At 57.5% G+C, this 25,309-nt stretch carries 24 protein-coding genes and 1 tRNA gene; 3 read left to right on the top strand and 22 right to left on the bottom strand.

What is annotated here, in order from left to right; all coding sequences use genetic code 11:
* Nucleotides 1-95: 95 nt before the first annotated feature.
* Both PSJ8397_RS12150 and PSJ8397_RS12145 read right to left on the bottom strand, forming a co-directional pair.
* Complete coding sequence (locus PSJ8397_RS12150) at nucleotides 96-767, bottom strand: PQQ-binding-like beta-propeller repeat protein (protein WP_085864858.1); 672 nt, start codon at nucleotides 765-767, stop codon at nucleotides 96-98.
* Nucleotides 768-803: 36 nt separating this feature from the next.
* Nucleotides 804-1,538 (bottom strand): hypothetical protein, encoded by a 735-nt coding sequence (locus PSJ8397_RS12145; protein WP_085864857.1) that lies wholly within the window; start codon nucleotides 1,536-1,538, stop codon nucleotides 804-806.
* Nucleotides 1,539-1,718: 180 nt separating this feature from the next.
* Here PSJ8397_RS12145 and PSJ8397_RS12140 point away from each other — a divergent pair, with 180 nt between their 5' ends.
* Complete coding sequence (locus PSJ8397_RS12140) at nucleotides 1,719-2,213, top strand: TetR/AcrR family transcriptional regulator (RefSeq protein ID WP_159453143.1); 495 nt, start codon at nucleotides 1,719-1,721, stop codon at nucleotides 2,211-2,213.
* A 12-nt stretch (nucleotides 2,214-2,225) separates the two neighbouring features.
* Here PSJ8397_RS12140 and tnpC read toward each other — a convergent pair whose 3' ends face one another.
* The 13 genes from tnpC to PSJ8397_RS12075 form a co-directional block, all read right to left on the bottom strand.
* Nucleotides 2,226-3,737, bottom strand: coding sequence for an IS66 family transposase (tnpC, locus tag PSJ8397_RS12135; RefSeq protein WP_085864855.1), 1,512 nt, complete (start codon nucleotides 3,735-3,737; stop codon nucleotides 2,226-2,228).
* A 55-nt stretch (nucleotides 3,738-3,792) separates the two neighbouring features.
* Nucleotides 3,793-4,146, bottom strand: a complete 354-nt coding sequence (gene tnpB / locus PSJ8397_RS12130) for an IS66 family insertion sequence element accessory protein TnpB (protein ID WP_085864854.1) — start codon at nucleotides 4,144-4,146, stop codon at nucleotides 3,793-3,795.
* Nucleotides 4,143-4,529 carry a transposase gene (locus PSJ8397_RS12125; RefSeq protein ID WP_085864853.1) on the bottom strand — a complete coding sequence of 129 codons (387 nt, stop codon included), beginning with the start codon at nucleotides 4,527-4,529 and terminating at the stop codon, nucleotides 4,143-4,145. Before PSJ8397_RS12125 ends, tnpB begins: the two co-directional genes overlap by 4 nt.
* A gap of 210 nt (nucleotides 4,530-4,739) precedes the next feature.
* Complete coding sequence (locus tag PSJ8397_RS12120; RefSeq protein ID WP_085864852.1) at nucleotides 4,740-6,032, bottom strand: hypothetical protein; 1,293 nt, start codon at nucleotides 6,030-6,032, stop codon at nucleotides 4,740-4,742.
* 313 nt (nucleotides 6,033-6,345) lie between these two features.
* Nucleotides 6,346-6,816, bottom strand: a complete 471-nt coding sequence (locus PSJ8397_RS12115; RefSeq protein ID WP_143515454.1) for a P-loop NTPase family protein — start codon at nucleotides 6,814-6,816, stop codon at nucleotides 6,346-6,348.
* An 87-nt stretch (nucleotides 6,817-6,903) separates the two neighbouring features.
* Nucleotides 6,904-7,566, bottom strand: a complete 663-nt coding sequence (locus PSJ8397_RS12110; RefSeq protein WP_085864850.1) for an ATP-binding protein — start codon at nucleotides 7,564-7,566, stop codon at nucleotides 6,904-6,906.
* Nucleotides 7,567-7,739: 173 nt separating this feature from the next.
* Nucleotides 7,740-9,068, bottom strand: a complete 1,329-nt coding sequence (locus tag PSJ8397_RS12105; RefSeq protein ID WP_143515453.1) for a hypothetical protein — start codon at nucleotides 9,066-9,068, stop codon at nucleotides 7,740-7,742.
* Between the two features lie 243 nt (nucleotides 9,069-9,311).
* Nucleotides 9,312-9,590 (bottom strand): site-specific integrase, encoded by a 279-nt coding sequence (locus tag PSJ8397_RS12100; protein WP_085864848.1) that lies wholly within the window; start codon nucleotides 9,588-9,590, stop codon nucleotides 9,312-9,314.
* A gap of 30 nt (nucleotides 9,591-9,620) precedes the next feature.
* On the bottom strand, nucleotides 9,621-11,153 hold the full coding sequence (locus PSJ8397_RS12095) for a site-specific integrase (RefSeq protein WP_085864847.1): 1,533 nt from the start codon (nucleotides 11,151-11,153) through the stop codon (nucleotides 9,621-9,623).
* 150 nt (nucleotides 11,154-11,303) lie between these two features.
* Nucleotides 11,304-11,378: transfer RNA gene (locus PSJ8397_RS12090), tRNA-Gln, on the bottom strand.
* Between the two features lie 62 nt (nucleotides 11,379-11,440).
* Nucleotides 11,441-12,760, bottom strand: a complete 1,320-nt coding sequence (locus PSJ8397_RS12085) for a mechanosensitive ion channel domain-containing protein (RefSeq protein WP_085864846.1) — start codon at nucleotides 12,758-12,760, stop codon at nucleotides 11,441-11,443.
* Nucleotides 12,761-12,860: 100 nt separating this feature from the next.
* Nucleotides 12,861-14,480: a capsule biosynthesis protein gene (locus PSJ8397_RS12080; RefSeq protein ID WP_085864845.1), complete on the bottom strand. Its 1,620-nt coding sequence runs from the start codon at nucleotides 14,478-14,480 to the stop codon at nucleotides 12,861-12,863.
* Nucleotides 14,422-15,117 (bottom strand): ABC transporter ATP-binding protein, encoded by a 696-nt coding sequence (locus PSJ8397_RS12075; protein WP_085864844.1) that lies wholly within the window; start codon nucleotides 15,115-15,117, stop codon nucleotides 14,422-14,424. The genes PSJ8397_RS12080 and PSJ8397_RS12075 overlap by 59 nt, the downstream gene beginning before the upstream one ends.
* A 187-nt stretch (nucleotides 15,118-15,304) precedes the next feature.
* Between PSJ8397_RS12075 and PSJ8397_RS12070 the strand changes: the two genes are divergently transcribed.
* Both PSJ8397_RS12070 and PSJ8397_RS12065 read left to right on the top strand, forming a co-directional pair.
* A complete protein-coding gene (locus PSJ8397_RS12070; RefSeq protein ID WP_085864843.1) occupies nucleotides 15,305-15,889 on the top strand; it encodes a uracil-DNA glycosylase family protein in 585 nt (194 codons plus the stop codon).
* Nucleotides 15,882-16,670 carry an SseB family protein gene (locus PSJ8397_RS12065; protein ID WP_085864842.1) on the top strand — a complete coding sequence of 263 codons (789 nt, stop codon included), beginning with the start codon at nucleotides 15,882-15,884 and terminating at the stop codon, nucleotides 16,668-16,670. Before PSJ8397_RS12070 ends, PSJ8397_RS12065 begins: the two co-directional genes overlap by 8 nt.
* Nucleotides 16,671-16,759: 89 nt before the next feature.
* Here the strand turns inward: PSJ8397_RS12065 and PSJ8397_RS12060 are convergent, their stop codons facing one another.
* The 7 genes from PSJ8397_RS12060 to PSJ8397_RS12030 form a co-directional block, all read right to left on the bottom strand.
* The gene (locus tag PSJ8397_RS12060; RefSeq protein WP_085864841.1) at nucleotides 16,760-17,689 is read right to left on the bottom strand and encodes a 2-hydroxyacid dehydrogenase; all 930 of its coding nucleotides are present in this window, start codon (nucleotides 17,687-17,689) and stop codon (nucleotides 16,760-16,762) included.
* Nucleotides 17,690-17,693: 4 nt separating this feature from the next.
* Nucleotides 17,694-18,833, bottom strand: coding sequence for a rod shape-determining protein RodA (rodA, locus tag PSJ8397_RS12055; RefSeq protein WP_085864840.1), 1,140 nt, complete (start codon nucleotides 18,831-18,833; stop codon nucleotides 17,694-17,696).
* Between the two features lie 2 nt (nucleotides 18,834-18,835).
* On the bottom strand, nucleotides 18,836-20,800 hold the full coding sequence (gene mrdA / locus PSJ8397_RS12050; protein WP_085864839.1) for a penicillin-binding protein 2: 1,965 nt from the start codon (nucleotides 20,798-20,800) through the stop codon (nucleotides 18,836-18,838).
* Complete coding sequence (locus PSJ8397_RS12045; protein WP_085864838.1) at nucleotides 20,797-21,432, bottom strand: hypothetical protein; 636 nt, start codon at nucleotides 21,430-21,432, stop codon at nucleotides 20,797-20,799. The genes mrdA and PSJ8397_RS12045 overlap by 4 nt, the downstream gene beginning before the upstream one ends.
* Nucleotides 21,425-22,348 (bottom strand): rod shape-determining protein MreC, encoded by a 924-nt coding sequence (gene mreC / locus PSJ8397_RS12040; protein WP_085864837.1) that lies wholly within the window; start codon nucleotides 22,346-22,348, stop codon nucleotides 21,425-21,427. The genes PSJ8397_RS12045 and mreC overlap by 8 nt, the downstream gene beginning before the upstream one ends.
* Nucleotides 22,349-22,378: 30 nt before the next feature.
* Nucleotides 22,379-23,416, bottom strand: a complete 1,038-nt coding sequence (locus PSJ8397_RS12035; protein ID WP_085864836.1) for a rod shape-determining protein — start codon at nucleotides 23,414-23,416, stop codon at nucleotides 22,379-22,381.
* 182 nt (nucleotides 23,417-23,598) lie between these two features.
* Nucleotides 23,599-25,158: a 2-isopropylmalate synthase gene (locus PSJ8397_RS12030; protein ID WP_085864835.1), complete on the bottom strand. Its 1,560-nt coding sequence runs from the start codon at nucleotides 25,156-25,158 to the stop codon at nucleotides 23,599-23,601.
* Between the last annotated feature and the right edge of the window lie 151 nt (nucleotides 25,159-25,309).

The following is a 25,309-nucleotide window of genomic DNA, read 5'->3' as shown; positions in this document are numbered from 1 at the left end:
ACAACACGAAACGACCACACAGTGCCTTGGGCTACCGCCCACCTGCCCCGGAAACCATCGTCCCGATGGAACCCAGGCCAATAATGCACTAACATTCAAACTGGACCGCTTAGGTGGGGCTGATCAAAGACTGTCGGCGTCTCGGCGTCGGGGCATTTGAGCAGCGCTTGCCCACCACGTTCAGGGCAGGTGCGGTCGAGCGGCTTCACAAAAAGCATGCCATCAGATGTTGTGATGAACCCATTATAGGAAACATCATTAGGCTTGGAACTAGGCAGTTCAGTTTGCTGCAGGATCGCTCCAGTATCGGGATCTAACATAGCTAGGATGTCGCCGCCCACCGCATAGAGACGCCCGTTACCATGCAGGGACAAAACGCCTGGATAGTTCCACTTTTCAACACCAAACGCGGCAATCTGTGTGTTCCAGACCTCATCGAAAGTGTCCGAGTTGAGCTTTGCCACTGTTGGGCCAGTTGAAGCGTCCACATCGCCGTAGACGCCGTAATAGACAAAAATCTCATCTGCGGCGCGGGTGACGATATTGTAGGCGCCAGGATAGCGGCCCATAGCCTCTCTAACCTTGACGCTGTAGTCCGCTGTCTCGGACATATCCTCCGCGAAAATCGCCTCGCCGAATGTGTGGCTTCGCCCTGCATCGCCGTGTTCGAACGCCGTTGCTGTGTTTTGATAAATTCCAAGATTTTCTTGCGCCGCCAAGGGAAGCGCGCAGACAAGGCCGAGACAGGCCATGGCAATCACTTGCATGGTGCATCCTTTCCAAATGTTTTGATGGTCAATCCCTTACGGGTTCACGCGCTGATAGGAGTTTCCAAGAACGTCATTGATGACGAAAGCCAACCCGGTTGCGATGAGGAACTCGTCTTCGTCCAAGACCCTCACGGCGAACGTCCAGCCCTCTGGTAATTGCAAGCGCGGGCCGATGTCAGAAAGATCATCAATGGTCAGGGTCGGATCGACGATCTGAGCATAAGATTGCATGCGATACACACCACCTTCTGGGGACGTCAGTTCATAGACCTCTGCGCCTGCCGAATATGTGAAGGTCGTAAATCGCTGCACCTCGTTTTCTTGGTAGACCGAACCGCCCACTGTACCCTGACCAATGCGTGTCACGATTTCAGCCGCCCAGACCATTTCGATCCCGCCGAAATCGACCACTTTGCCTTCCGCTGTCTTACCTTCACCCTTGATGGCGTTGATGGTCCAATAGCGCGGACCGTTCATTTTGATATCCATTGCGTCATAGGAGGTCTTGAGTTCCTCCGGATCAAGAGCGTCCCACAAGTCCGCAGGGCATTCGTTCAGCCCAATCGTGTTGTAGACTTCAGCGGTGATCTGAAGCCGCGTGCGGAAAATCGGGATGATCTCGCAATAGCGATAATTTCGAATGTCAGTGGGAACTTCGGCAAACTGAGTTCGCGTGACCTCCGGGACGGTCTTGTCTTCCGCTTGCACTGAAGCCGCGCAGGACGCCAGAAGTGCGGCAGTGACGAAGGTCAGTTTTGGATATATCATTAGCGGTGGCCCCCTTGTTGTTTTGCTCTTTGAAAAATCCGGATAGGTTGGTGCTAACTTTCGTGATCTGAGGGAATTTGGCTACTCGGGTTTTTTCCAGGCAACTCAGTAGGCGGAGAAATTTCGCAAGGCATTGGTTTATTGAGAGAAACGCCCAAGCAAATTCGATCTGAGAAGACAGTGGAGTTCATTTCCGAAGCCACTATTCAGGTTTTGGTTGGAGGCGACGGATCAAGTTTCACAACCAATCATATCGCCGAGCGGGCGGGCATATCCGTTGGGACACTTTACCGGTACTTTCCTGACAAGGGCGCAATCCTGCGGTTTGTCGTCCGCCGAGAAATCAAACGCACGTCTGCTTTCGTGCTAGCGGTAGTCGAAACGTCTGGGGCAAACAGCGCGGACAAACTTGTTCGAGACGTGATTGAAGCCTCACTTACAGCATTCAACCGACGTGCCAAAGCGACCATTGCTATTCGCGAGCTGGCACAAAAAGATGACCAACTTTTGTCGGAAATGTTGGACCTACGGCTCGCTATTGTGAAACGTCTACACCACCGTTTGCAGGTTCTTGAACCGGAACGATTTGGGTCGATCTCCTCCGAAGAGCTTGATGCTGCCGGGGAAGCCTATCGCGCTGCCCTTCTCAAGCTTAGTTCTGCCGAACAGGTGTAAGCGGTGCGCCGGTCACACGGGTCTGACAAAATTCCAAGGCAGCAACGCGTTGATTTCCGTTTGTTTATGCCCGCCAGCAATGGCTGTCAGGACGCCGGACAGATAGCTGTGAGGCTCGATCCTGTTGAGTTTACACGTTTCGACAAGAGACGCGATGGTGGCCCAGTTTTGCGCGCCAGCATCGTGACCCGCGAAGAGGGCATTTTTGCGGTTGAGGGCTATGGGACGGATGGTGCGCTCGACGGCGTTGTTGTCGAGTTCGATGCGACCATCGCTGAGGAACAGGCACAACCCGTCCCAGTATTTGGCGATGTATTTCAGGGCTTCTCGGGTTGGCGACTTTGAAGAGACGCGGGTGCGGCTTTGGGCATGCCAAAGCGCGAATGCGTCGATGTTGGGTTTTGAGCGCTCTTGCCTTGCAGCGTGCCGTTGATCGACACTTTGACCGCGCATATCTTTTTCGATGCGGTAGAGCGCCTGGATTTGAGCCAGGCCTTCCTGTGCAATCGGGGCCGCGCCGGATTGGGTGACATCGTGCAATTTACGCCGCGCATGGGCCCAGCAATAGGCCAAAGTAACGTCCTGCGCAGGCCGTTTGAGCAAGCGGTTATAGCCAGCGTAGCCATCCACCTGCAGGGTGCCGCTGAAGCCTTTCAAAATATTGTCTGCATGCTGCCCCGACCGACCGGGCGCATAGGTGAAGGCCACTCCGGGAGGATCATCGCCACCCCAGGGTCGATCATCGCGGGCCAGTGCCCAGAAGTATCCGGTTTTGGTACGTTTGCGCCCGGGGGCCAGAACCGGCGCGGGTGTTTCGTCCATGAAGAGCTTGGTTGAGCGCTGCAGATTGGCCATGAGCGCCTCATAGACCGGGGTCAGTTCAAACGCTGATTTGCCGACCCAGGCAGCCAATGTCGAGCGGTCCAGATCAATGCCCTGGCGGCTGTAAATCTGGGCCTGCCGATAGAGCGGCAAATGATCGGCATATTTTGAGACGAGCACATGGGCGAGCGTCGCTTCGGTTGGCATACCGCCCGCGATGATGTGGGCGGGTGCAGGAGCCTGAGCAATCCCGCCCTCGCAGGATCGGCAAGCGTATTTTGGGCGACGGGTGACGATCACGCGGAACTGGGCGGGGATGATGTCGAGCCGTTCGCTGACGTCTTCGCCAATGACGTGACGCTCTGCCCCGCAGGCGCAGGAGAGTTCAGGCTCAAGGATCACCTCCACGCGCTCCAGATGCTTGGGCAGTGAACCACGATTGGTCTGGCGTGGCTTCGGTGGCCGCACCGGCGCGGTGCGCGCGTCGGCATCGATCTCGGCTTCTACCTGCGCGATGGCCGTCTCGATATCCTCCAGTTCCAGCTCATATTGGGCTGGAACAATCTTCTCGGATTTGCTCCCGAAGAGGGCCTTCTTGAAGGAAGCGACCAGAGCCTCAAGCCGCGCATTCTGATCCTGCTGCGCACGGATGATCGCCTTCAGTTCGGCAATGTCATCGGGCAATGTGTCAGGCTCGGTCATGCCTGTTCCCATAACAAAACAAGGGCAGAATGACCCGTGCAAAGGGGCCCGTGAGTCATTCCGCCGCAGAGGGCGCTGCCACCTCCAAAGGGCGCACGCGCCGCCAATCCAACCCCGCAAACAGCGCCTCAAACTGGGCCGGTTCCAGACGCATCACCCCGTTCTTGATCGCGGGCCATGTGAAGCTGTGATCTTCGAGCCGCTTGTACGCCATCACCAGCCCACTGCCATCCCAATAGATCAGCTTCAGGCGATCAGCCCGCTTGGCGCGGAAGACATAGACCGACCCATCAAATGGCTTCTGGCGCAGTTGGCTTTGCACCAAGGCAGCCAGTCCATCATGGCCTTTGCGGAAGTCCACCGGATCACTGGCTACAAAAATCCGGACATTGTGGGATGGCGTGATCACCTGGACAGGGCCTTTGCGATCTCGGCGATCCGTGTCGCGGGCGTTGCAGCATCAAGACGAACGGTGACGTCCCCCTTGATCACATCAATCATGCCGGAGGATGTCACCGCAAAAGGCTGGGGCACTGGCGCAGGCGCTTCAATTTCCAAAGGCACAAAATCGATGCCCTCCAAGTTCGGCAGGACCAGCTTGCCTTGCCGCGCCAGCCGCCTCCAATCCGACACCGTACTGGGGATCAACTCATACCGCCTCGCAACGGCTTTGACCGTCTCGCCTTCGAGCAGCGTCTCCGCCACAATCCGAGCCTTCAACTCAGGCGGCCAATTCCGCTTGCCATCCGCCCGACGCGGCACACTTGCCAGAAACTCGCTTATAGCTCCCATCGAGAAACTCCCCACAAAACAAAGAAGCCTCTGAATCGCAGATCAAGCGCTATGCTGTAAGTGTGGGAGCGGCGCACCGCTTACGAACAGGTTAGGCAAATCGACATAAGCACACGTGCTGATTTGGCGCTTGCTTTATTGTCATCACTTTCGAGATAGCGACAGCGGTCCGGTACGGCCCAAAGAAGCCTGCGGTGAGGAACTGCTAGGTTAAATGCTGAGCCGAAGACGGTATGTATATCGATCATAACCGTTCATAAGTTGAGGCGTGCTGGTAACGACAAGGTAGGCGTTTGATACACCGGCTAGATCCATGGTGTCGCCGTCATTGACCTCTTCAATCCGCCAGGACTGCCCTTGCAATGTAACCAAACGCAGACGCATTTCTTCACCTTCGAATTCCAGTATCGGAGTGCCACTGGGGTTCTCGATCGCGATGACGTTGTAGCCCCAACCATAAGGCCTTGCATCCCTACGAGGCTGGGTCCAATTTTGGAGGTCTGACGTCATGTCAATAGATGCCGCGACTGGTCTGATTAATGCGCGATCGGCACGCTGCATCTGATCGCCAAAATAATCCTCAAGGCCAGCCACCGCCTCGCGACGTTGGGCACCTGTAAAGACAAAGTTGCTTAGTGTACGGCCAGTGTTTCCAAGGATCATCATTGCCGTCAGTTTGGCATTAAAGTCGGCATAACTATTGGCAAAACCATCAAATCCAAGGGTTTCAACAAATACCTCACGAGGGGTGTTGTCACCTCGATAATAGCCCTGAGAGATCTCTCGCCTGGTCATTGGAGTGTGACGCTGCAGGTACACAAGCAGGGCGTGGAGGGCATAAGGCCGTGTAAAAACAACGTTACCGAAAGGCTTCCCTCGCGGCCATGTTTGCCATTCAGACCAGAACGGCAAATGAGGTGTCGCGACAATAGAAGCAGCCGCATCAAACGCAGTTGCTGAATTTGGAACAAGGTTCCAAGCAAACCAATCGGCACTTGCCTCAGCAATCCAGTAACTGCCAGCTGCCACGCTCTCATACCGATTGGCAACTTGATCCTGCATCACATGAAAGCCTTCGTGATCTAATGTGTAGAGGTCGAACGGGACTGGCTCGTCCAGCTCCATTTGAGAATAGCCGTCGTCGTTTTTCCCGACAGCACTCCCCCAATCGTTTGGAATAGCGTCTTGCACAATGTCATCGTCCGTGACGTGCAAAATGACGTTCGTATAGTAGCCTTCAAAAGCCGCAGTTGGATCAATCATTCCAAAATCATTCACAGCGGCACAACGCATCTTCTCCAAACGGCGTGCCACGAACAATGCGTCGTCCTTCGTATAGGCCAGCGGATGATACCAAACAGCCCAAATATCGTAGGTCACAACGTCATGAATATCTGGGTCGGTGTCAGGGCTGAGCACAGAAAGGTTTTGATAACGTGGGCACGCGTTGATGGTGCCAGCAAAGGCGAGGCAAAAGACAGCAGCGACAAGTATTTTAGACATAGTTCAGGCTCCCTCATACCTTAGCCTTTTACCTTGGTTTAGGTAGATGATGCGACGTACCCACGCAAGACGCAGAAAGTTTCAGACTTTCGGAAGTTGAGAACTGTCAATTCTCACGGGCGGACAGACGCTATTTTCTGACCACATTCCGCAAATGGGAAGATGAAAGGAACTGCCAAATTCAAGTCTGCTTTTTTTGGTCCAGAAACTGATTTTTTGCTAGCGCAGCTAAGGTCCACTTCCCGCCCTCTTTGACCACATGACGAACCTGATGGTAGCGAGAGGCTTGAACCGCCCGTCAACCCTTTCCATCTCAATGCAGCACCGGATCCTCGCTGACAGCGGCGGCTTCGTCGATCAGTTGACTGATGCGCCGCAGTGATGGCGGACGGCCATTGGCGACCGCTGCCAACACCCGCGCGATCAGGCGGTTGGTGACTTCATCAAAGATGCGGCCCGTCGCGAGGGTTTGGATCAACCCCGCCCAATCGTCCCCCTCGGGATAGTCGATATCGAACACGCGGCAGCGGTCCAGCAAGGGCGCTGGGATGCCGGTGCGGGTGTTGGCGGTTAGAATCCAGGTGATCTGGCTCATGTTGTAGCTGCGGCGGGTGTAGGGGCATTCCCATGACGTGGACGAGGACGGCTCAAGCAGGCCGAGCAGTGCGTCGGGCAGCGACACGCGCGACCCTCCGCTGGCCGTCATGGTGCCTGCCTTTTCGATTTCGTCGACGATCGTGATCGGGTTGGCGATGCCTGACTTGGCGATCTCTTGCAGGGGCACGCCGGCCTGCGCGCTTCCCCAAGTGGCGTCGCATCCGGCCACGGTGAAGCTGGCGTTTGAGGCAGCGGCGTCTAACTTGCGCGCAGATTAGCCTGATAGTGCCGCAAGCTTACGGGCGTAGGTCGTCTTCCCGCACCCGGGCGGTCCGATTAAGATCACCGGCGGGAAGGTCAACCAGGTTTGACCTGCGCTGTAGCGTCCGCGCAGCGCCTTGTAGATCCATGTCGATAGATCCCGCATCCACGGGGCACAGGCATGCAATTCGGCGATCATCTCATCCAAGGCATGGGCCGTTAGTGGACCTGCGAGGGTGGGATGATCGGTGGCCAGCTCTGTCACAAACCTCTGCACCTCCTCTTTGCGCCCGTCGGTCTTGAGCGCGCGATCATATTGGCGTTCTTGCAAGCGGTGGCGCTGATGGGCGGCGTCATAAACAAAGCTGACCTGCACGGCATCACGGACAGCGGCCACAAAGGTCTCGCTGGGGTCCTCATGCACAAAACCCAGCAGATCGACGAGGTCCTCATCGATCAGCCCGCGCGCCTCAACGATTTCAGCCACTTGAGCCGTCATCAGGTCGGTGATTTCGTCTTTCACACGCGCCTCGACCATCGCAGGAGAGACCGCACGTGCGCGCAGGTAATCTTCAATGCCGGTGGCTTCTGCATCGCGGAGAAAGTCGGCTTTCATCTCGTCGAGTGATGTGCGGGTGGGGAGGAGTTCGGTGAAGTCTTTGAGCATATGTGTCATCAGTCCATGCCTTTTTGGAGGCCATCAAAGGCGGCTCAATCGGCGCAGTGGATCTGAGAACGTGGGTTTACAGCTTTGGCGCTGCGATAATCGTCGGTGTGTGTATCAACGTTATCGGGTTGATATCTACGCGTTGCGGGTCCGGTTCAAGCCCTTTCATCGGTTTTTGTATCTCAGCCAAGGCCGGGTCCATCCTCCACGGCGTCCCGGACAATCGCCTCGGCCTCCTGCCGCGCCTCCTGCGCAATATCAGGCCGCGACAAGAATGTTCTGATCCGATCAATCGGCGCATCGAGCCGGAAGATCCGAGTGAACAGTTTGTCTTCAACGAAGGCGAAGCGTTTGGCCAGTTTCGTGATCTGTTTGCGAAGCTTCGGGGCCGCAGCCCTCACCGGCGTCGGATCCTTCATTGTCGTGCGTTCTGTTTCGGGGTCATAGGACAGCGTCTCGTTTTCGGCTTCTGACAGCACCGCTTCGATTGCACTCACCTCAGTCTTATAGGTGTCTTTGGCGCGCCGCACGGCGGCCATCTCTTCTTTGACCTTTTGCCGGTCCATCCCAACGGCCTCGTTTTCGGCCTCAACCCGCCTCATGGCCTCTTCCAACGCACTTCTGCGGGCCTCCAAAGCCTTCATCTCTGCCACCATATCCGCCTGCTTCTTTTCCAGCCGTCGACTATAAGTTTCTTGTCTCTTGGCCTCCTTCTCCGTCAGCTCCTTTTTTGCTTCCAACTTTTCTAAGAGCCTTTGGGTCTTTTCCAAAGACGCCCTCTGCTCTGCCACTTTTGCCTCGCTGTCCGCGATCTCGGCCTCCAGCGCGTTCCGCTCAAGGGGTAGGTCTTCGTGCAGCTGTTTCACCGTCCGGTGCCGTGTGTCTGCATAATCCGCACCCGCCTGCAGCCTGTCTTTCTTCTTCCGCCCCCGTTCGATTTCAGGCGCATACCGCTGCATCACTTCCGCCGCTAGATCCTGCAGCGCAGCCATGTCACCCAAACGCGTGGCGTTGCTGATCGGCTCCCCGCTGTCAGTGTACGCCCGCAAGGTGAAGTGCGCGTGGATCGCGGTTTCATCGAGATGCACGACCAGTGCTTCCAGCTGGGTGTTCAATTGCACCGCGATCTCCTGCGCCAGTTCTGTGAAGGCGCGGTCCTGCATCTTGATCGGCAACCGGTTGAACACGTTCTGCGCAGCGCAGCCGAAGGTGATGATGCTAGCCGTTACCACGGCCGCATTGGACTTCAGCTTGCGGGTTCGGCCCGCGCGTCTCCGCAGTGCCTCATTTTCTCGCTGGATGTCCGGCAATGGGCGAAGCTCCATAAGGTAACGGTTCAGATGGCTGAGGTCACCGTCCACGTAGGCAGGCTGCGCCCCGATCCTAAAATCATGGCGTCGCTGGAACTGCGCCTTCGACATGGTCTTAGGCTCAATGCGGACAGAGACCGCGTTGGGGTTGGAGCCTGTGGCGTTCGGGCGGGTCTTGGGTTTGTATGTGTCATGAGACAAGCATCCGCGAGGTCCATGAAAGTTCAAAACCATTCCTGAATAAACTATGTTTGTCATATACTTAATGAAGGCCAACCCAATCACACAACCTACTCGGCATAACCAAGGTTATCCCGCTCCGGTGAAGAGGCGTTGCCCCTTTCAAATCCCCACCAAAGAGGATGCTCCGCCCTCTTTGGAAACACCAAGCCAAGGGGTGCAATGCCCCTTTGGAAACCCATGCAGCCTCGGAATTGACCTGTTCTACTTAAGTTGGCCCAGCCAATTATCGGCAGGTAACTTGTTTACGACCGGTGCGAGTTTTTCGAGGATTTGATCCCGAAAATCGATCATCTTGCGATACCGGCCGTCTGTTTCATCATGGTGTCTATGACCGACCAAGTCCTTAACCAGATCTTTCGGCGCATCCGTTTCATGGCGCAAAACCGAGATGAAGTGGTGTCGGAAGCTGTGGAATGTCCGGCGTTGCGCGCGTTCGCCGAGCTGGCTGTCCGTGACAGGTTTCCACTTTCCATAAAACACATCTCCAAAACTGCCGTTCTCAGTCTGCGGTTACAGCTCCGGAAAGAGGTCAACCTCGCCACGCGCCTTGAGATCAGCCACGTAATCGTGGAAGCCCATCTGAGCCAGTGCATCATGTAAGGGGACCAACCGTTCTGATGCTGCATTCTTGAGGCGCCTATTGTGGTTTTTCCGAATATGGAGGTGCGGATATTTATGCGTCAGGTCAATTTCATCAAGGGTCATCCCCATAATCTCTTCCCGCCGTGTTCCGGACAGACTGGCAACAATCGGCCCCCAATAGAGCCCGTCTTTGATGACCATTGAGCCCTTTTCATTACGACGGATAGAGCTTTGACAGCCCGTCCAAACGGGGTGGCGGGCAATACTCGCCATGTCATCCTCTGAGAACGCCAGCCGTGCGCTGCGTTCATCATCGTCACAAGGCTTGCGCAAACACGACAAGTCCAATGTTTCAGCGGGCTTTGTCCCACGGGATTTAGCAAACTTAAGAAAGCCCTGAAGCGCTGTTACGTTCCGGTTGATTGTTGCAGGAGCAAGACCGACTTTATCTGCAGACAGTTCCTCAGCCCGCTCCAAAATCTTTTCCAATGTCCGGGCTTGGTCCACGGCATTCTTGCAGTAGATCTTAGGCAGCCGCTCCAGAACGCTGACGTAGTGGAACAGGTTTTCCTGGCGCAGGTCGGTGAGCTTTTTGACCTGGGTCGCTTCTGCAAATTGCGCGAGGATCGCCCGCTGCTGTGACACGTCTTTCGCAATTTTCTTTTGTTCGGCTGGGTCATCTACAATGCGGCTTCTGCTGGCGATGTAGTCGGAGACGATCGAGGCCATCACAGTGCTGTACCGTTTGTTCGCATCTTCCTGCGGTTGTTCTGGTGCGGCCAGAGGCTTGTGGAAGGCGTTCTCGGAAGTTTCCAGAACTGGGACGAGGGTGTCTGTGGTAAGGCGGTCAGACCGTTCCAACGCTTCGGCTTGAGCCAATAGACGTAGGGCGCCCACCTTACGGATTGCGAAGGTATCACACTCCGGACGTCCCAAAGCCGTATCAGCCATTGCCCGGCTTTCATCTTTGTAGCTTTGCGATGAGATTTCGGTCTTCAGACGAACAATTTCACTCCGGACAAAGTCAATGTCGTGGGCAGAGAACCCATCCTTCTCAAGGTCTAGGATATCTTCTTGAAAGAGATCGGCAGCGCCCCCACGGGCGGCTACGAAGCGGGCGGCGACAGCGCGACCCCTCTCATTGAGGTATCGCTGCCGCCAATCCTCTGGCGATGGAGTATCTGGCTTGTAACAGCGTTCTTCTTCGATTTTCTCGAGCCGTTGCACGACCAAATCAGACAAGAAGCGCTGGGCCTTTGCTTGAGTGATCCGCTGGCTCTTCATGTGACAAATACAGGTCGCGAAACCGGCGTTCACAAGATTGGACAAAATCTTAGCTGTGGAAAACTTCGGCGTCCGAAGACTGATTTGCAGATATGACGTCTTGGATGCCCAGGCGGGCAGGCGCCTGCGCCAGACATAGATTGCGCCGCGGCGGGTGACATAATTTAGGCCGGTCATCTCAACTTCCCCTCAGACTCGAAGGTGTCGATACTTTCAGTCGCAAACCGAGTGAGATGCATAGACGAGATGCACCTACGAGATGCAGCTGGGACTCAAATCCCAAAACGCGCATCGCGTCTCAAATATTTCAATGGGTTAGGGGAAAGCTGGCTGGGATGGTAGGATTCGAACCTACGGTACACTGTACCAAAAACAGTTGCCTTACCACTTGGCTACATCCCAGCAGCGAGGGTTGAGATACGCAAAACAGAAGACGGGTTCAAGCCCTGAATCATCGATATTTATCATTCCTTCGCCGCGTCTTCGCGCAGCAGGTCTTCGGCCTCTTCTGTTTGACGTTCTGCATCGATCAGCTTGTCTAGGTCTTCGTCGGATTGGGCGGAAACTTCTGCGATTTCGGTTGTCTCATTCGGAGGCGTGTTGGTTGCGTCCGTCTGAGGGCCTGGGTCAGCCGTCAGCGTGCCCCCGCCCATTTCAATGGTGTAGGTGGTGTTGGGCAGGCTGACGCCCGAGGCTTCGATGGCGTATTTGACCAGACGCAGGGTCTCTCCGCGGGCGCGCACCATTGATGTTTCGTTCTGGTTGATCCACCCGACCACGATAATTTCGATGCCCGCGTCGGTGATATCGCCGATCCACGCGTCTGCGGCAGGTTCATCAAGGACAAACGGCAAGTCCTTGACCGTTTTGATGACCAGTTCACGTGTGGACCCCAAGTCAGCGGCGCTGTCGATGCCGATGGTAAAGGTAAACCGGCGTTCGCGGTTCTGGCTGAAATTGATGATCCGCGATTTGAAGACAGTCGCATTGGGAATGCGGATATGGTTGCCATCAAACGAAAGCAGGATCGTCGCGCGGGATGTCAGGCGGATGACCTTGCCCTGATCGCCATTGATTTCCACCACATCGTTGGGGCGGAAGGGTTGGCGGATGGACAGCATCACCGAGGCAATGAAATTCTCGACCGTATCGCGCACGGCGAAACCAATCGCCAAACCGATCAAACCGGCAGCACCCAGGATCGTGGACAGCAGCGCCGTTGCATTCATGATATCAAGAGCAATGACAATCGCCGCGATGAGAAACGCAATGCGCGCCACCGTGCGAAACAGATCCGCGATAAAGGCATTGGGGGCCAACCTGTCCCATGGGTTGCGCCACCGGCCCACCCATGCGCCCAGCCAATTGATCAGCAAGAACACCGTAAGCGCGATCAGGGCCAAGGGCAGTTGCACCAGCAGCGCCTCGATCCGGCCCATAAAACGTTCCATCGCGGGATCCAGCCGCCGGGCCAGATCTGTCGTCTCGGTCACGTCATTCTTAACGGCAACCACACCTTCGATCCGGTTGACCAAGGTGTCCAGATCTTGGGCTTCGATCAGGGAATTTGTGGTCCCACGCAAGGTTACGACACCGTCTGACACGGTGACGGTGACATCGCTGTAATTCCCCAATTCTCGAAGGATATCGCGGATGCGGTTGGCGATATCGGCGTCTTGTTGCACCGATTGTTCTGTCGCGATGGGGCCTGAGGGGGCCTCTTGTGCTGCGGTGAAGGTCGCACAAATCATAAAGGCGGAGAGGAGAAGGGAAAAAAGGCGCATGGAAATACCAAACTCAGAAACTTTCCTGACGTTAGGCATTTCATGGGCAGAGCACCAGCCCGATGGCGCGGCGGTCCGTGCAGACCGCCGCAGCGCAGATTTAGGAGCTTACCTGTTCACGCAGGATGGACGAGGTGAGGGAGATCATCAGGTAAATCCCTGAAAAGATCAAAAACGCCACCAAGGTGTTTTCGAAGGCCCGAGGATATGTCGGCTCATCCGGTGCGATGGGGGCGACGGACACAGACAGATACCTGACTTGCCGGTTGGCTTCGATGCGCGCGGTGTCCATGGACGCCTGTGCGGCCTGCACGTTGGCAACCTCAAACGCGTAGTTTTCTTCGGCCAACCGCAGGCGGGCATCGTTTTCGACAATGGTGCCTTCACCCGACAATTGGGACCGCAAAATATCGATCTGGTTTTCAAGGATCAGGATCTGGCTTTCGACGGCGCGCACCTGCGCCTCATTCGGGCGCCGGTTGTTGTTTAGGGCGGCAAGATTCAGACGTTCGTCATCAAGCTGGACCTGCAGGTTCACGATCCGCTGTTGCAGCGCGGAACTTTCGGCACCAATGGGGCCTTGTTCTGTGTCTTGCTGGATGCTCACCAATTCGGCCAAAGCATCGTTGCGGCGCACCGTTGCCTCTTCGAAGGTGGCGAGGGCGCCGGCCATCTGATCCTCACGAATGCGCTGGGTCAGTTGGTCGACCTGTTCTTCGGCATAGCCCAACAACGCCTCGGAAAATTCCTGGCTTTTGGCCGGATCGGCAGCAATGACTTCCATTTTCAAAAGACCTTCGGTCGTGTCGTATCCGATCTGCACGTTGTCTTGGAAAATGGAATAGGCGGCTTCGACCGTGGCGTCGGGGTCCAGCCGTTGGATCGGGTCAATTGACGGATCTGAGAAATGTTCACGGAACCCGTGGTCCCCATCAAGCCGCATAAATGCCTCACGGGAGGTCATGTAGGACTGAACGGTGATACTGTCCGTCTGGGTGGCGAGGCCCGTGCCCTGGAACAAGCTGCCAAAGCCGCCGCCGCTTTGGCTGTCGGCCTGTTGGATGACAAATTCCGATTTGGTCCCGTACATGGGCGTGGCGATGGCGTAGAAATAATAGCCCGCGGCGACGGTCGGCAGGATGACAAACATCCCCAAACGCACCATCAGCAAATACAGGTTACGGCGGCGCCTGCGGGCAATGTCGCGCTGGATTTCACGGATTTCGTTGATCCGGTCATTGGCAGGATTGGGGGCCGCCCCGACCTGTGTTGACGGCAGGCCTTGCTGGCGCTGAACAGTTTGCGGCAATTGCACGCGCGCCTGATCCGCCGGAACTTTCGCTGTAGCGGCTTGCATCTGGTTGCCCGCGGCGGCCGGACCGGCGGTGGGGGCGACCAGTTCAAGGACATTTGCCCGCTGGAACGGGTCAATGCCGCGTTGACGGAGCTGACGGACAGCGTCAAAATCCGACGTGACAGCAAGCCCTTGTTTCTGGGCCACGCGGCGCGCCATCCGCAACTGACGGCCTGTCAGGCCTTCTTGTCGGATCGCGTCCAGATCCGCCTCAGCCGAGACAGTTTGGGCGCTGTCGACAGCGCCAGAAGCCGCGCCCTGCGGGGCGGCGGTTTCGGTCGGATCAGACGGTGCTGCGTCGGCGGCCTCAGCCGCTGTTGACGAACGTCGTATCCGGAATTTCGGTGCCTTGGGTTTCGTAGTCATAGAGCTGTTTCGCTTCTTCCAAGGTGTCAAACATGGTCAGTCGTCCGTTTTGCAAAACGGCCGCCGACCGGGCGAATTTTTCAAGAATACCGGCTTGGTGCGATACGATGATCACGGTGGTGTTGGCCAGACGTTCGCGTAGGATTTCACCGGCTTTGCGGTTGAATTCCGCATCCGTTGTCTGCGGCATGCCTTCGTCGATGAGGTACATATCGAATTCAAGGGCGAGCATCAGGGAAAACGTGAACCGCGCCCGCATGCCTGAACTGTAGGTGCCGATGGGCATATCAAAGTATTCTTCGATACCGGTCAGCCACCGGCAAAATGCCTCAACATAATCGGGGTCGAGGGAATAGAGACGCGCGATGTAGCGGCAGTTTTCACGCGCGGTGTGCTTACTGACAACGCCGCCCATAAACCCCAGTGGAAATGAAATGCGGCACGCACGGTGGATTTCGCCCTCATCCGGTTTTTCAAGGCCGGCCATCATATTGATCAAGGTACTTTTGCCGGTGCCGTTTGGGGCCAGGATGCCAAGAGAATTGCCCAGTTCCACGCGAAACGATGCGCGATCAAGGATGACCTTGCGCTGGGTGCCTGTCCAAAAGGACTTACTGACGTTTACAAATTCAAGCATCGCTGCGACTGAGCCTCTGATCGGGTCTTTGGTTTGGACTTAGACCCGTTACTGTTCCTATTAAGTGAACAATCTGGCCATATTATGTCGACTTTTAAAGTTATACGCCAATGAAAGTGATGGGGAATTTACTAAGGTTGGCGCATTCGGGCTGGCCAAACGGGTCCATCGGCACAGTTTCGCCCGTATGAGCCTGCCTGATGACATCCGCGCCTGCCGTATTTGTGCTGAGCGTTTTGCCTTGACACGAACGCAACACAGACCGAAGCCGATTGTGTGGTTCCGCCCCACTGCGCGGGTGTTGATCGCGTCTCAAGCGCCCGGGGCGCGGGCCCATGCGGGGCAGCGACCGTTTATGGATCCGTCGGGGGACCGTTTGCGGGACTGGATGGGTGTGGATGAAACGGCGTTTTATGACCAATCCAAGATTGCCATCGTGCCTATGGCCTTTTGTTTTCCGGGATACGACAAGAACGGATCGGATATTCCGCCGCCCAAGGTTTGCGGGGATACGTGGCATCACCGGATTTTTCCAACGTTGCCGAACATCCGTTTGCGATTGATCATCGGGGCGTCGTCCATGCGGTATCATCTGAAAACCCGTGCACCTGTGACGGAGGTCGTGCGGGGCTGGAGGGATCATGCGCCGCACACCTTTGTCTTGCCTCATCCGTCGTGGCGCAATACGGCGTGGCTGAAGAAACATCCGTGGTTCACGGACGACGTTTTACCAGCCCTGCAAGCCCGCGTGAAAGAGGTTTTGAATGACTGAACACACAGAGATCGACACCGCCCACGGCGCAATGATGGCCAATGAGGAAGACGATCTGGCACGGCTGCGGTTTTACGAGCGGTTGGCAGACACGGAACTGTTCATGCTGCTTAAGGGTGAGGCCGAGGGAGATCAGATCAGTCCCGCGATGTTTGAAGTGGAAGATCAGCAATTCGTGCTGATTTTTGACCGCGAGGCGCGGATGGTCGAGTTTTATGGCAAGATTGCGCCTTATGCCGCGCTGTCAGGGCGCGCGATGTCTCAGATGCTGGAAGGCCAACGCATTGGCATGGCCCTCAATATGGGGGTGGCCCCGTCCGCTATGCTGATCCCAGCGGAGGCTGTGGATTGGTTGGCGCAAACATTGGGGGCGGAGGCGCAGCAGGTTGAGGGGCAGATCACCGAGCTGACCGCACCAACCGGCCTGCCTGAGACTCTCCTTGAAGCGCTGGATCGCAAGCTGGCGACCGCTGCCGGTCTGGCGGTGGAGGCCTATTTGTGCGGTGTGACCTATGAGGGCGGGGGGCGCGGTCATATGCTTGCGTTTGTGGGCACGATCGAAGGTGCCGAGGGTGCGCTGACCGCCGCTGTCAACGAAGCACTGGTGTTTTCCGGTGTTGAGGCGGGCATGTTGGATGTGGCCCATCTGGAAGGTGGTGATCCTGTGTCTGAACGGGTCGCCAAAGTTGGTTTGCGCTTTGACTTGCCGAAACCTCAGATGCCACAGCAACCGGGATCCAACCCCGGAATGGACCCCGCGAAACCACCGAAGCTACATTAGGCGCGCCTAAAATTCCGGAATTTTAGGGATAACAAAATTCGAGAATTTTGTTGCCTCCGGCGGGAGTTTTATGGGCCAAGATGAAGGGGTCAGTACCCGGCGGTGCGGTCCACTTGGTGCAGGAACTCTTCGCCGCTTTCCCCACGTTGAATGTTCTGAGCGATGATCTTTGCGGCGGGGTCTGCACGGGTTTGTGAGGCGATATGGGGCGTGACCGTGACCTGCGGGTGATGCCAAAAGGGATGATCTTCGGGCAAGGGTTCTTGCCGAAATGTATCAAGGGTCGCGTGGGCGATTTGGCCACTGTCCAAAGCTGCGATGAGAGCGTCGTCGTCAATCAATGGGCCGCGTCCGGGATTGAGGATGAAGGCGCCTTTTGCCGTTCGAGAGAGTGCCCCGGCATTCAGAGTATTTTCGGTCTGCGGTGTCTTGGGCAGCAGGAGAATCACGATTTCAGCACCGTCCAGCGCATCCCCGACGTCTCCTGACAAGCAGCGGATGTTTGGGATAGACTTTTGCGTTCTCGACCAGCCGGTCACCGGAAAGCCCAAACCGGCGAGCGCTTGACCGCAGGCCGCGCCCAATGCGCCAAGGCCAAGGATGGTGATCGGCCGATCCTGTGCCAAGGGCGGCACGAACCCGTCGCGCCATACGCCATCTTGGCCGTGAATGTGGGTGTCCATGCCTATGTGATGGCGCAGGGTGTGCGCTGTCACCCAGTCGATCATCCCTTGGTCGAGGCCCCCGCCAACCATACGGCAGATCGGGAAGGTGATGGTGGGGTTGTTGACCACATCTTCGACCCCTGCCCAAAGGCGCAACATCGCTTTGCACCGCACGAAAGGCGAAAAATCATCAAGGATGCGGGACCCCGCCATCACGATGTAATCGACGGTTTCGGCTGCATGATCTCTTTGCAGGGCAACGGGGGTGCCGAGGTTGGCAAAAGCGTCGATCAATGCGGGGGCGTAGGTATCCCAGTCTTCTTGGGTGCCTACGAAAAGGGCGTTCACGGTCATGTCGCTATCTTGGTTTGTGGACGTGGGCGGATTGGACCAGGCCGAAGGCGACCATCAGGACGAGCATGGCTGATCCGCCATAACTCACCAAGGGCAGGGGCACGCCCACAACAGGGGCGAGGCCCATGACCATTGCCATATTGACGGCGAAGAACAAAAAGAAGGTTACGGCGACCCCCATCGTGACCAGCGACGCAAACCTGTCTTTGTTGGTGATCGCAGACATCACGCAAAAGATGATGATCAGCGCATAGAGGACCAGCAGACCAAATGCGCCCACAAATCCGAATTCTTCGGCCAATGTCGTAAAGATAAAGTCGGTGTGTTTTTCTGGCAGAAAGTTCAGCCGGCTTTGGGTGCCTTGCATATAGCCCCGTCCCGTCCAACCGCCTGAGCCAAGTGCGATTTTGGCCTGCGTGATGTGATAGCCCGCGCCCAAGGGGTCTTGGGTTGGATCGAGAAAGGTATCGATACGGCGATACTGGTAGTCCTGCAAAATTTGCCATGGGGTGCCGCGGGTTTGGAACACCGCTGTCACCAAGCCCACGCCGCCTGCGATGACTGTCGCGAAATAGGCCCAATGGACCCCTGCGAGGAACATGATCGCCCCGCCGCCCGTCACCAGCAGGATCGTGGTCCCAAGATCAGGTTGGCTGAGGACAAGGTATGCGGGGGCGGCGATAAACAGAAGCGGGATAATGATCCAGAGAGGGCGGCTTACTTTCTTGAGGGGCAGCCAATCATAGTAGGCGGCCAGAAGCATGATCAGGGCGATTTTCATCAATTCGGATGGCTGTAAATCCATCGGTCCCAGATCAATCCACCGTTGGGATCCGTTGCGTTCTACGCCAACAAACTCAACCGCCACCAGCAGCAGCAGCGCCACGACATAGGCCACCACGGCCATGTTGCGCCAAAACCAGATGGGGATCAGGGCCATGATCATCATCACAGCCATCCCCAGGCCGAACCGCTGGCTTTGCGCCGTCACCCACGGATCCATCGATCCGCCCGCCACGGAATACAGCATCAAAAAGCCAAATCCCGAAACGGCGGTGATCAGAAACACCACCGGCCAGTTGAGATACATCAACTTGCGAAAGCCTGATGGGACGTATTTGACCTGATATTCTAAATAGGACATCGCTACGCCTGATCGGCCGTCCGGCCTGGTTGGATGTCGCGGATCATTGCGCTGAGACGGCGTTGTTGTTCTGCGATCCGCCCGCGCATCGCGGATGGATAGGCCTCAAGGGGCGGTGTGCCTTCATAAAGCGCCTGCAGCAACACATCACGGGCGATGGGGGCTGCGGCTGTTGATCCGCCGCCGCCATGTTCCACCACCACAGCGACCGCGTACTTGGGGTTGTCCATGGGGGCGAAGGCCACGTAAAGCGCGTGGTCGCGACGGTTCCACGGCAGATCTTCGTTTCGGGTCACGCCCCGTTCGCGTTCCTCTGCGGTGATGCGACGGACCTGACTGGTGCCGGTCTTGCCGGCCATCTTGAACCGTTCTTCCGCGATGCGCGATCGGTAGGCCGTGCCGCGGTTGTTGTTGACCACGTCGAACATGGCGCGCCGGATTCGTCGCAGGTTGTTTTCATTCAGACCGAGGCTTTCGCCCTCACCGCTGGGTTGTTCAACCCCCCCGATGGATTTCACAAGCCGTGGTTTGACGGCTTTGCCGGTCGCAATGCGCGCGGTCATGACGGCCAGCTGCAAGGGTGATGTGGCGACATAGCCTTGCCCGATGGAGGCGTTCACAGTGTCGCCCACGCGCCATTCCTCGCCCCGTGTTTCCTGTTTCCAGACCTTATCGGGCATGATGCCGGAGCGGACCGCAGACATGGGCAGATCGTGACGTTCGCCAAGGCCCAGTTTGCGCCCCATAGCGGCGATCTTGTCGATGCCCACGCGCTGGGCGATGTCGTAATAATAGACGTCGCAGGATTGTTTGAGGCTGTTGTTCAGATCCATGTTGCCGTGGCCGGATCGTTTCCAGCAGTGAAAACGCACGTCAAACACGTCCGAATGACCGACACAGCGTATGGTTTCATCGGCTGTCACCTGTCCGTCCTCAAGGGCGGCCAAGGCGGTGACCATCTTGAAGGTCGATCCGGGCGGGTAGGTGCCTTGCACGGTTTTCGCAGCCAGCGGTCGGCGGTGCAATTTGGCGTCGATGTCGCGTTCGTTCAGTTCATCCCAAAGGGCGACCGAAATGCCCTGCACAAAGACATTGGGGTCATAGGTCGGGGCCGAACCGATGCCTTTGAGGTCACCGTTGGTGACATCCATGACGATGGCGGCGGCACTTTCACCGCTGAGCCGGGCTTGAATGTAGTTTTGCAGGCGGGCGTCGACGGTCAGCTGCACGTCCGCGCCCGGTGTGCCTTCGACACGGTCGAGTTCGCGCATCACACGGCCTGCTGCGTTCACCTCAACCCGTTTGGTGCCTGCGGAGCCGCGCAGATCCCGTTCTAGGTTGTTTTCCACCATCGTTTTGCCGATCTGGAAACGGGGGATTTGCAACAGCGGGTCCTGGTCGTCGATGCGGCTGAGATCGAAGTCGGACACAGGGCCCACGTAGCCCACGACATGGGCCATGTCTGTGCCTTGCGGATAATGGCGGCTGCGGCCCAACTCTGCCACGACGCCGGGCAGGGCCGGGGCGTTGACCGTCACGCGGCTGATGTCTTCCCATGACACGCGTTCGGCCACGGTGACGGGCACAAAGGCACTGCGCGCCTTGAGTTCTTCGCGCGCCTTTTCCAGCTGTTCGGGGTCGATTGCGATCAGACGGTTGAGGCGGGCCAGAACCTCATCCACGTCGCCTGCGCCCTCGCGGGTCATGGTGATGGTGTAGTGCTGTTCGTTGTCGGCCAGAACCACCCCGTTGATGTCGTAGATCAGACCGCGGGCGGGGGGGATCAAGCCGATGTTGATGCGGTTTTCTTCGGCCAGCATCCGGAATTCGTCCGCCTGATCCACCTGAAGCGTCGCCATGCGTGCGCCCAGCACCCCCACAAGCCCCAGCTGTGCGGTGCCCAGCAGGACGGCACGTCGCGACAGGCGGCGCGCGCTTTCGGCTGTTTCCTTTGGTCCGCGTTTCATAATCGGTGTCCCAATTCGTCAACTGCGCCGGGGGCAGGGCGGCTTACGCCGAAGACGGCGTAAGACACAAAAACCACGGCTGGATAGGCCAGTATTGTAAGGATCATCTGGATCAATGTCAGCCCCAGCGACGGCTGTGCGACCAAAAGCATCGATAGCGTGAAATGGTAGATCAAAGTGATCAGGGTAATGCCCGACCCCACGGTGATCCATTCCAGCATAAACGGCAAGGTGCGCATGGACCGCGCGCGTGATCGCAGGATCTCTGACAGGATCAGGACCAAGGCCGCCCAAAGACCTGGGGGGCGTTGAAACATCAGGTCGGATAACAGGGTGACCGCTGCGATGACAACGACAGGGGCAAACGACGGGCGCCGCGCGACCCAGGCCAGGATCAAGAGCAGCAACAGATCTGGCGCAATCCAGCGCACGGGCGTTGAGAATACCTCAGGCGCGGGGGCGATCGCGTCCGCTGTGATTGAGACGACGTCGTCATTTGGAATGAGGGCCTGCCCGCCAAAGCTGGGCGGGACGGTTTCCAAGGGGATCAGGTGCGAAAAGATGACGCCGAGCCCCAGAAACGTGAAGGTCAGGCGGCCAACCCAGCGGCGGCGGACGATCGACTCATCCATCGTTTGACGCCTCTGACGGTGTGTCGCTGTCCTCGGGGCCAATCAGGACCATAGGCGGCGTGGTCGGGGCCAAAAGAGTGCCCGCGTCTTCGATGCGTGCGGTGGGCTGGCTGCGCAAGACCCGCAAAAACTCCAACCGTTCCAGATCAGCCGACAGCCGTGTCCGCAGCCGCCCGTCCGTTCCGCGCGCCAACTGGCCCACCAAGAGGTCCGCCGGAAACACGCCTCCGTCGCCAGACGTCACTACACGGTCGCCGGGTTTGACCAAGTCGGGGTCTTCGATGAACTGAAGTACGGGGTTGATGGTGTTGTCGCCCGCCAAAATCGCCCGTTGGCCGGAGGGCTGGATGGTCACCGGGATGTTGGAGGACGTGTCGGTCACAAGGATCACACGGCTGGTGTCCTCCCCCACGCCGGAAATGCGCCCCACAAGGCCGATCCCGTCCATCGCGGGCCATCCATCAAGAATACCGTCGTTCGATCCAACGTTCAGCAGCACCGATTGCCGAAACGGAGAGCCGGAATCGGCAACCACAACGCCCGTGATACGGGTCAGTTGCGGGTCCAGCTGTACGTTGATCAGATCACGAAGGCGCGCGTTTTCCTGATCAAGCTGGATGGCGGCCTCGCGCCAGCTTTTCATGTCCTGCAATTCGCGGCGCAGATCCCGGTTTTGCTGGGCAAGCCGCTGATAGGATTGGAAATCGGACAGCAGGTTGACCACACCTGTCACCGGCGCCATGGCCCAATCAAAGCTGGGCACCACGGTGTCGATGACCATCATGCGGAACCGTTCCACGCGGGGGTTGTCGATCCGCCAGATCAAAAACGTCGCAAGCAAAAGCAGCACAATCACACCGACCAGCAAACGCCGGACGGGGCTGACGAAATCCTCGGACTGATCCTTGCGTGCCATGGGGGCAACCCCCGCTTCCTGAGCCGTATTTTAGCTGTCGTAGTCGATAACGTGCCGCAGCTGGGCCTCATATTCCAGTGCTTTGCCCGTGCCCAAGGCCACACAATTGAGGCTTTCATCCGCCACCGAGATGGCAAGGCCGGTCTGTTCGCGCAGGGCGAGGTCAAGTTCCCCCAAAAGCGCGCCACCGCCTGTCAGCATCACGCCACGGTCCACAATATCGGCGGCCAGATCGGGCGGGGTCGCCTCAAGCGCGGTCATCACAGCCTCGCAGATTTGCTGAACCGGTTCGGCGAGCGCCTCGGCCACTTGGGCTTGGGAAATCTCGGTCTCTTTTGGCACACCATTAAGTAGGTCGCGACCGCGGATTTGCATCGACTGGCCGCGCCCATCGTCGGGCATGCGGGCTGTCCCGATAGAGGTTTTGATGCGTTCTGCCGTGGATTCACCGATCAGAAGGTTATGCTGACGGCGCAGGTAGCTGATGATCGCTTCGTCCATACGGTCCCCCCCGACGCGGACAGAGCGGGCGTAAACGATGTCGCCCAGGGACAGCACTGCAACCTCTGTCGTGCCGCCGCCGATGTCGACGACCATATTGCCGGTGGGGTCTGTGATCGGCATGCCTGCGCCGATGGCCGCCGCGATGGGTTCGGCGATCAGGCCCGCGCGACGGGCACCCGCACTTAGAACGGATTGACGGATCGCGCGTTTTTCAACTGGCGTGGCCCCGTGTGGCACACAGACAATGATCTTTGGTTTTGAGAACGTCGAACGACGGTGCACCTTGCGGATGAAGTGTTTGATCATTTCTTCGGCGGTGTCGAAGTCTGCGATCACACCTTCGCGCATGGGGCGGATGGCCTCAATGCTGCCAGGTGTGCGGCCCAGCATCAGTTTGGCGTCTTCGCCCACGGCCAGAACTTTCTTCTGTCCGTCCTTCATGTGGTAGGCCACGACCGACGGTTCGGATAGGACAACGCCTTTGCCCTTCACGTAGACCAGCGTGTTCGCTGTCCCAAGATCGATCGCCATGTCAGACGAAAAGAGGCTGCCAAGTCCAAACATTATCGTGCCGTTCCCATATCAAGTTTGGCCCGCGACTCCCCCGTGGGTGCAGGCTGCGTGGCTTATAGTGGTATGGGGCCAGAGGGGAAAGGGGGATGGGGCGCGCCTTGGCGTAATTTCGCTTTGCAGCGCGGGGACAGGCCGGCCCTGTAATTGGGCCGGCCTGTTAAGTGTCTGCCGCTTTATTCGCCAGCGTCCGTATACCGGATTTCCTTGGTATCCGCGCCGGGGCCGGTTTTCTGGCGGCGCACGATCAGCCGGTTGAGCGCGTTGATATAAGCGCGCGCTGAGGCGACCACGGTGTCGGTATCTGCAGATTGACCCGTGGCAATCCGGCCCTCTTCTTCCATCCGGACGGACACTGTGGCCTGCGCATCGGTGCCCTCGGTGACGGCGTGCACCTGATACAGTTGCAGACGCGCGCCGTGTGGGAAAATTTCTTTGACCGCATTAAAGGTCGCATCGACGGGGCCGTCGCCCGTGGCCTGCACTGTTTTGGTCTCACCTGCGACCTCCAAAACCATGGTGGCCTTCTGCGGGCCGTTCATGCCGCAGATGACCGTCAGATCCTTGAGTTTCAGGTGATCCTCGGCGCCCTCCGACATTTCAATCAGGGCGATCAGGTCTTCGTCGAAGACCTCCTTTTTGCGATCGGCAAGGTCCTTGAACCGGACAAACACGTCCTTGAGTTCATTGTCACCCATCGTATAGCCGAGCTTTTCCAGCTTATCGCGCAGGGCCGCGCGACCCGAATGTTTGCCCAAGGGCAGGGAGGTGCCGGACAGGCCCACATCCTCGGGCTTCATCACCTCGAAGGTTTCGCGGTTTTTCAGCATGCCGTCCTGATGGATGCCGCTTTCGTGGGCGAAGGCGTTTTTGCCGACAATGGCCTTGTTGAACTGCACCGCAAAGCCCGACACAGTGGCCACGCGGCGCGAGATATTCATGATCTTGGTCGTGTCGATTTTGGTGTCAAAGGGCATGATGTCGTGGCGGACGCGCAGGGCCATCACGACCTCTTCCAACGCGGTGTTGCCTGCGCGCTCACCCAGACCGTTGATCGTGCATTCGATCTGGCGCGCACCGCCGTTCACGGCGGCAAGGCTGTTGGCGGTCGCCATGCCGAGGTCGTTGTGACAATGGGTGGAGAAAATCACCGTATCCGCCCCTTCAACCTCAGCGATGAGACGGCGGATCAGCTCTGCGGATTCGCCGGGTTCGGTGTAGCCCACGGTGTCGGGGATATTGATGGTGGAGGCGCCTGCCTTGATGGCGATGTCCACGGTGCGTTTCAGGAAATCCCATTCCGTGCGGGTTGCGTCCATGGATGACCACTGCACGTTGTCACACAGGTTGCGGGCGTGGGTGACGCAGTCGTGGATCCGTTCGGCCATTTGATCCATGTCGAGATTGGGGATCGCACGGTGCAGGGGTGAGGTGCCGATGAAGGTATGAATGCGGGGCCTGGCGCTGTGTTTAACGGCCTCCCAGCAGCGGTCGATGTCTTTGAAATTGGCGCGTGACAGCCCGCAAATTTGGGCGGTCTTGCTGCGCTCGGCAATTTCAGACACCGCCTTGAAATCGCCCTCAGAGGCGATGGGAAAGCCTGCTTCGATGATGTCGACACCCATGTCATCGAGCATCTCAGCGATCTCGAGCTTTTCATGATGCGTCATCGTCGCACCTGGAGATTGTTCGCCGTCGCGCAGGGTGGTGTCAAAGATCAGTACATGATCGGTCATTTTAAAAGTCCTTGTTTATCCTTTGAAAATTGGCGCGTCGTCCCCTCTGAGCGGTCGCGCCAAAAGGCACGCTCAGAGGCGGCTAAGGAGTAGGCCAAGGCGGGCCAAGATATGCGGAGTACGCGTCATAAGGCGGACTATACGCAGGAAA

Source organism: Pseudooctadecabacter jejudonensis, from assembly GCF_900172275.1.
Lineage (GTDB): Bacteria > Pseudomonadota > Alphaproteobacteria > Rhodobacterales > Rhodobacteraceae > Octadecabacter > Octadecabacter jejudonensis.
Note: the sequence above shows the minus strand (reverse complement) of the source record. Positions and strands in the feature narration are given on the sequence as shown.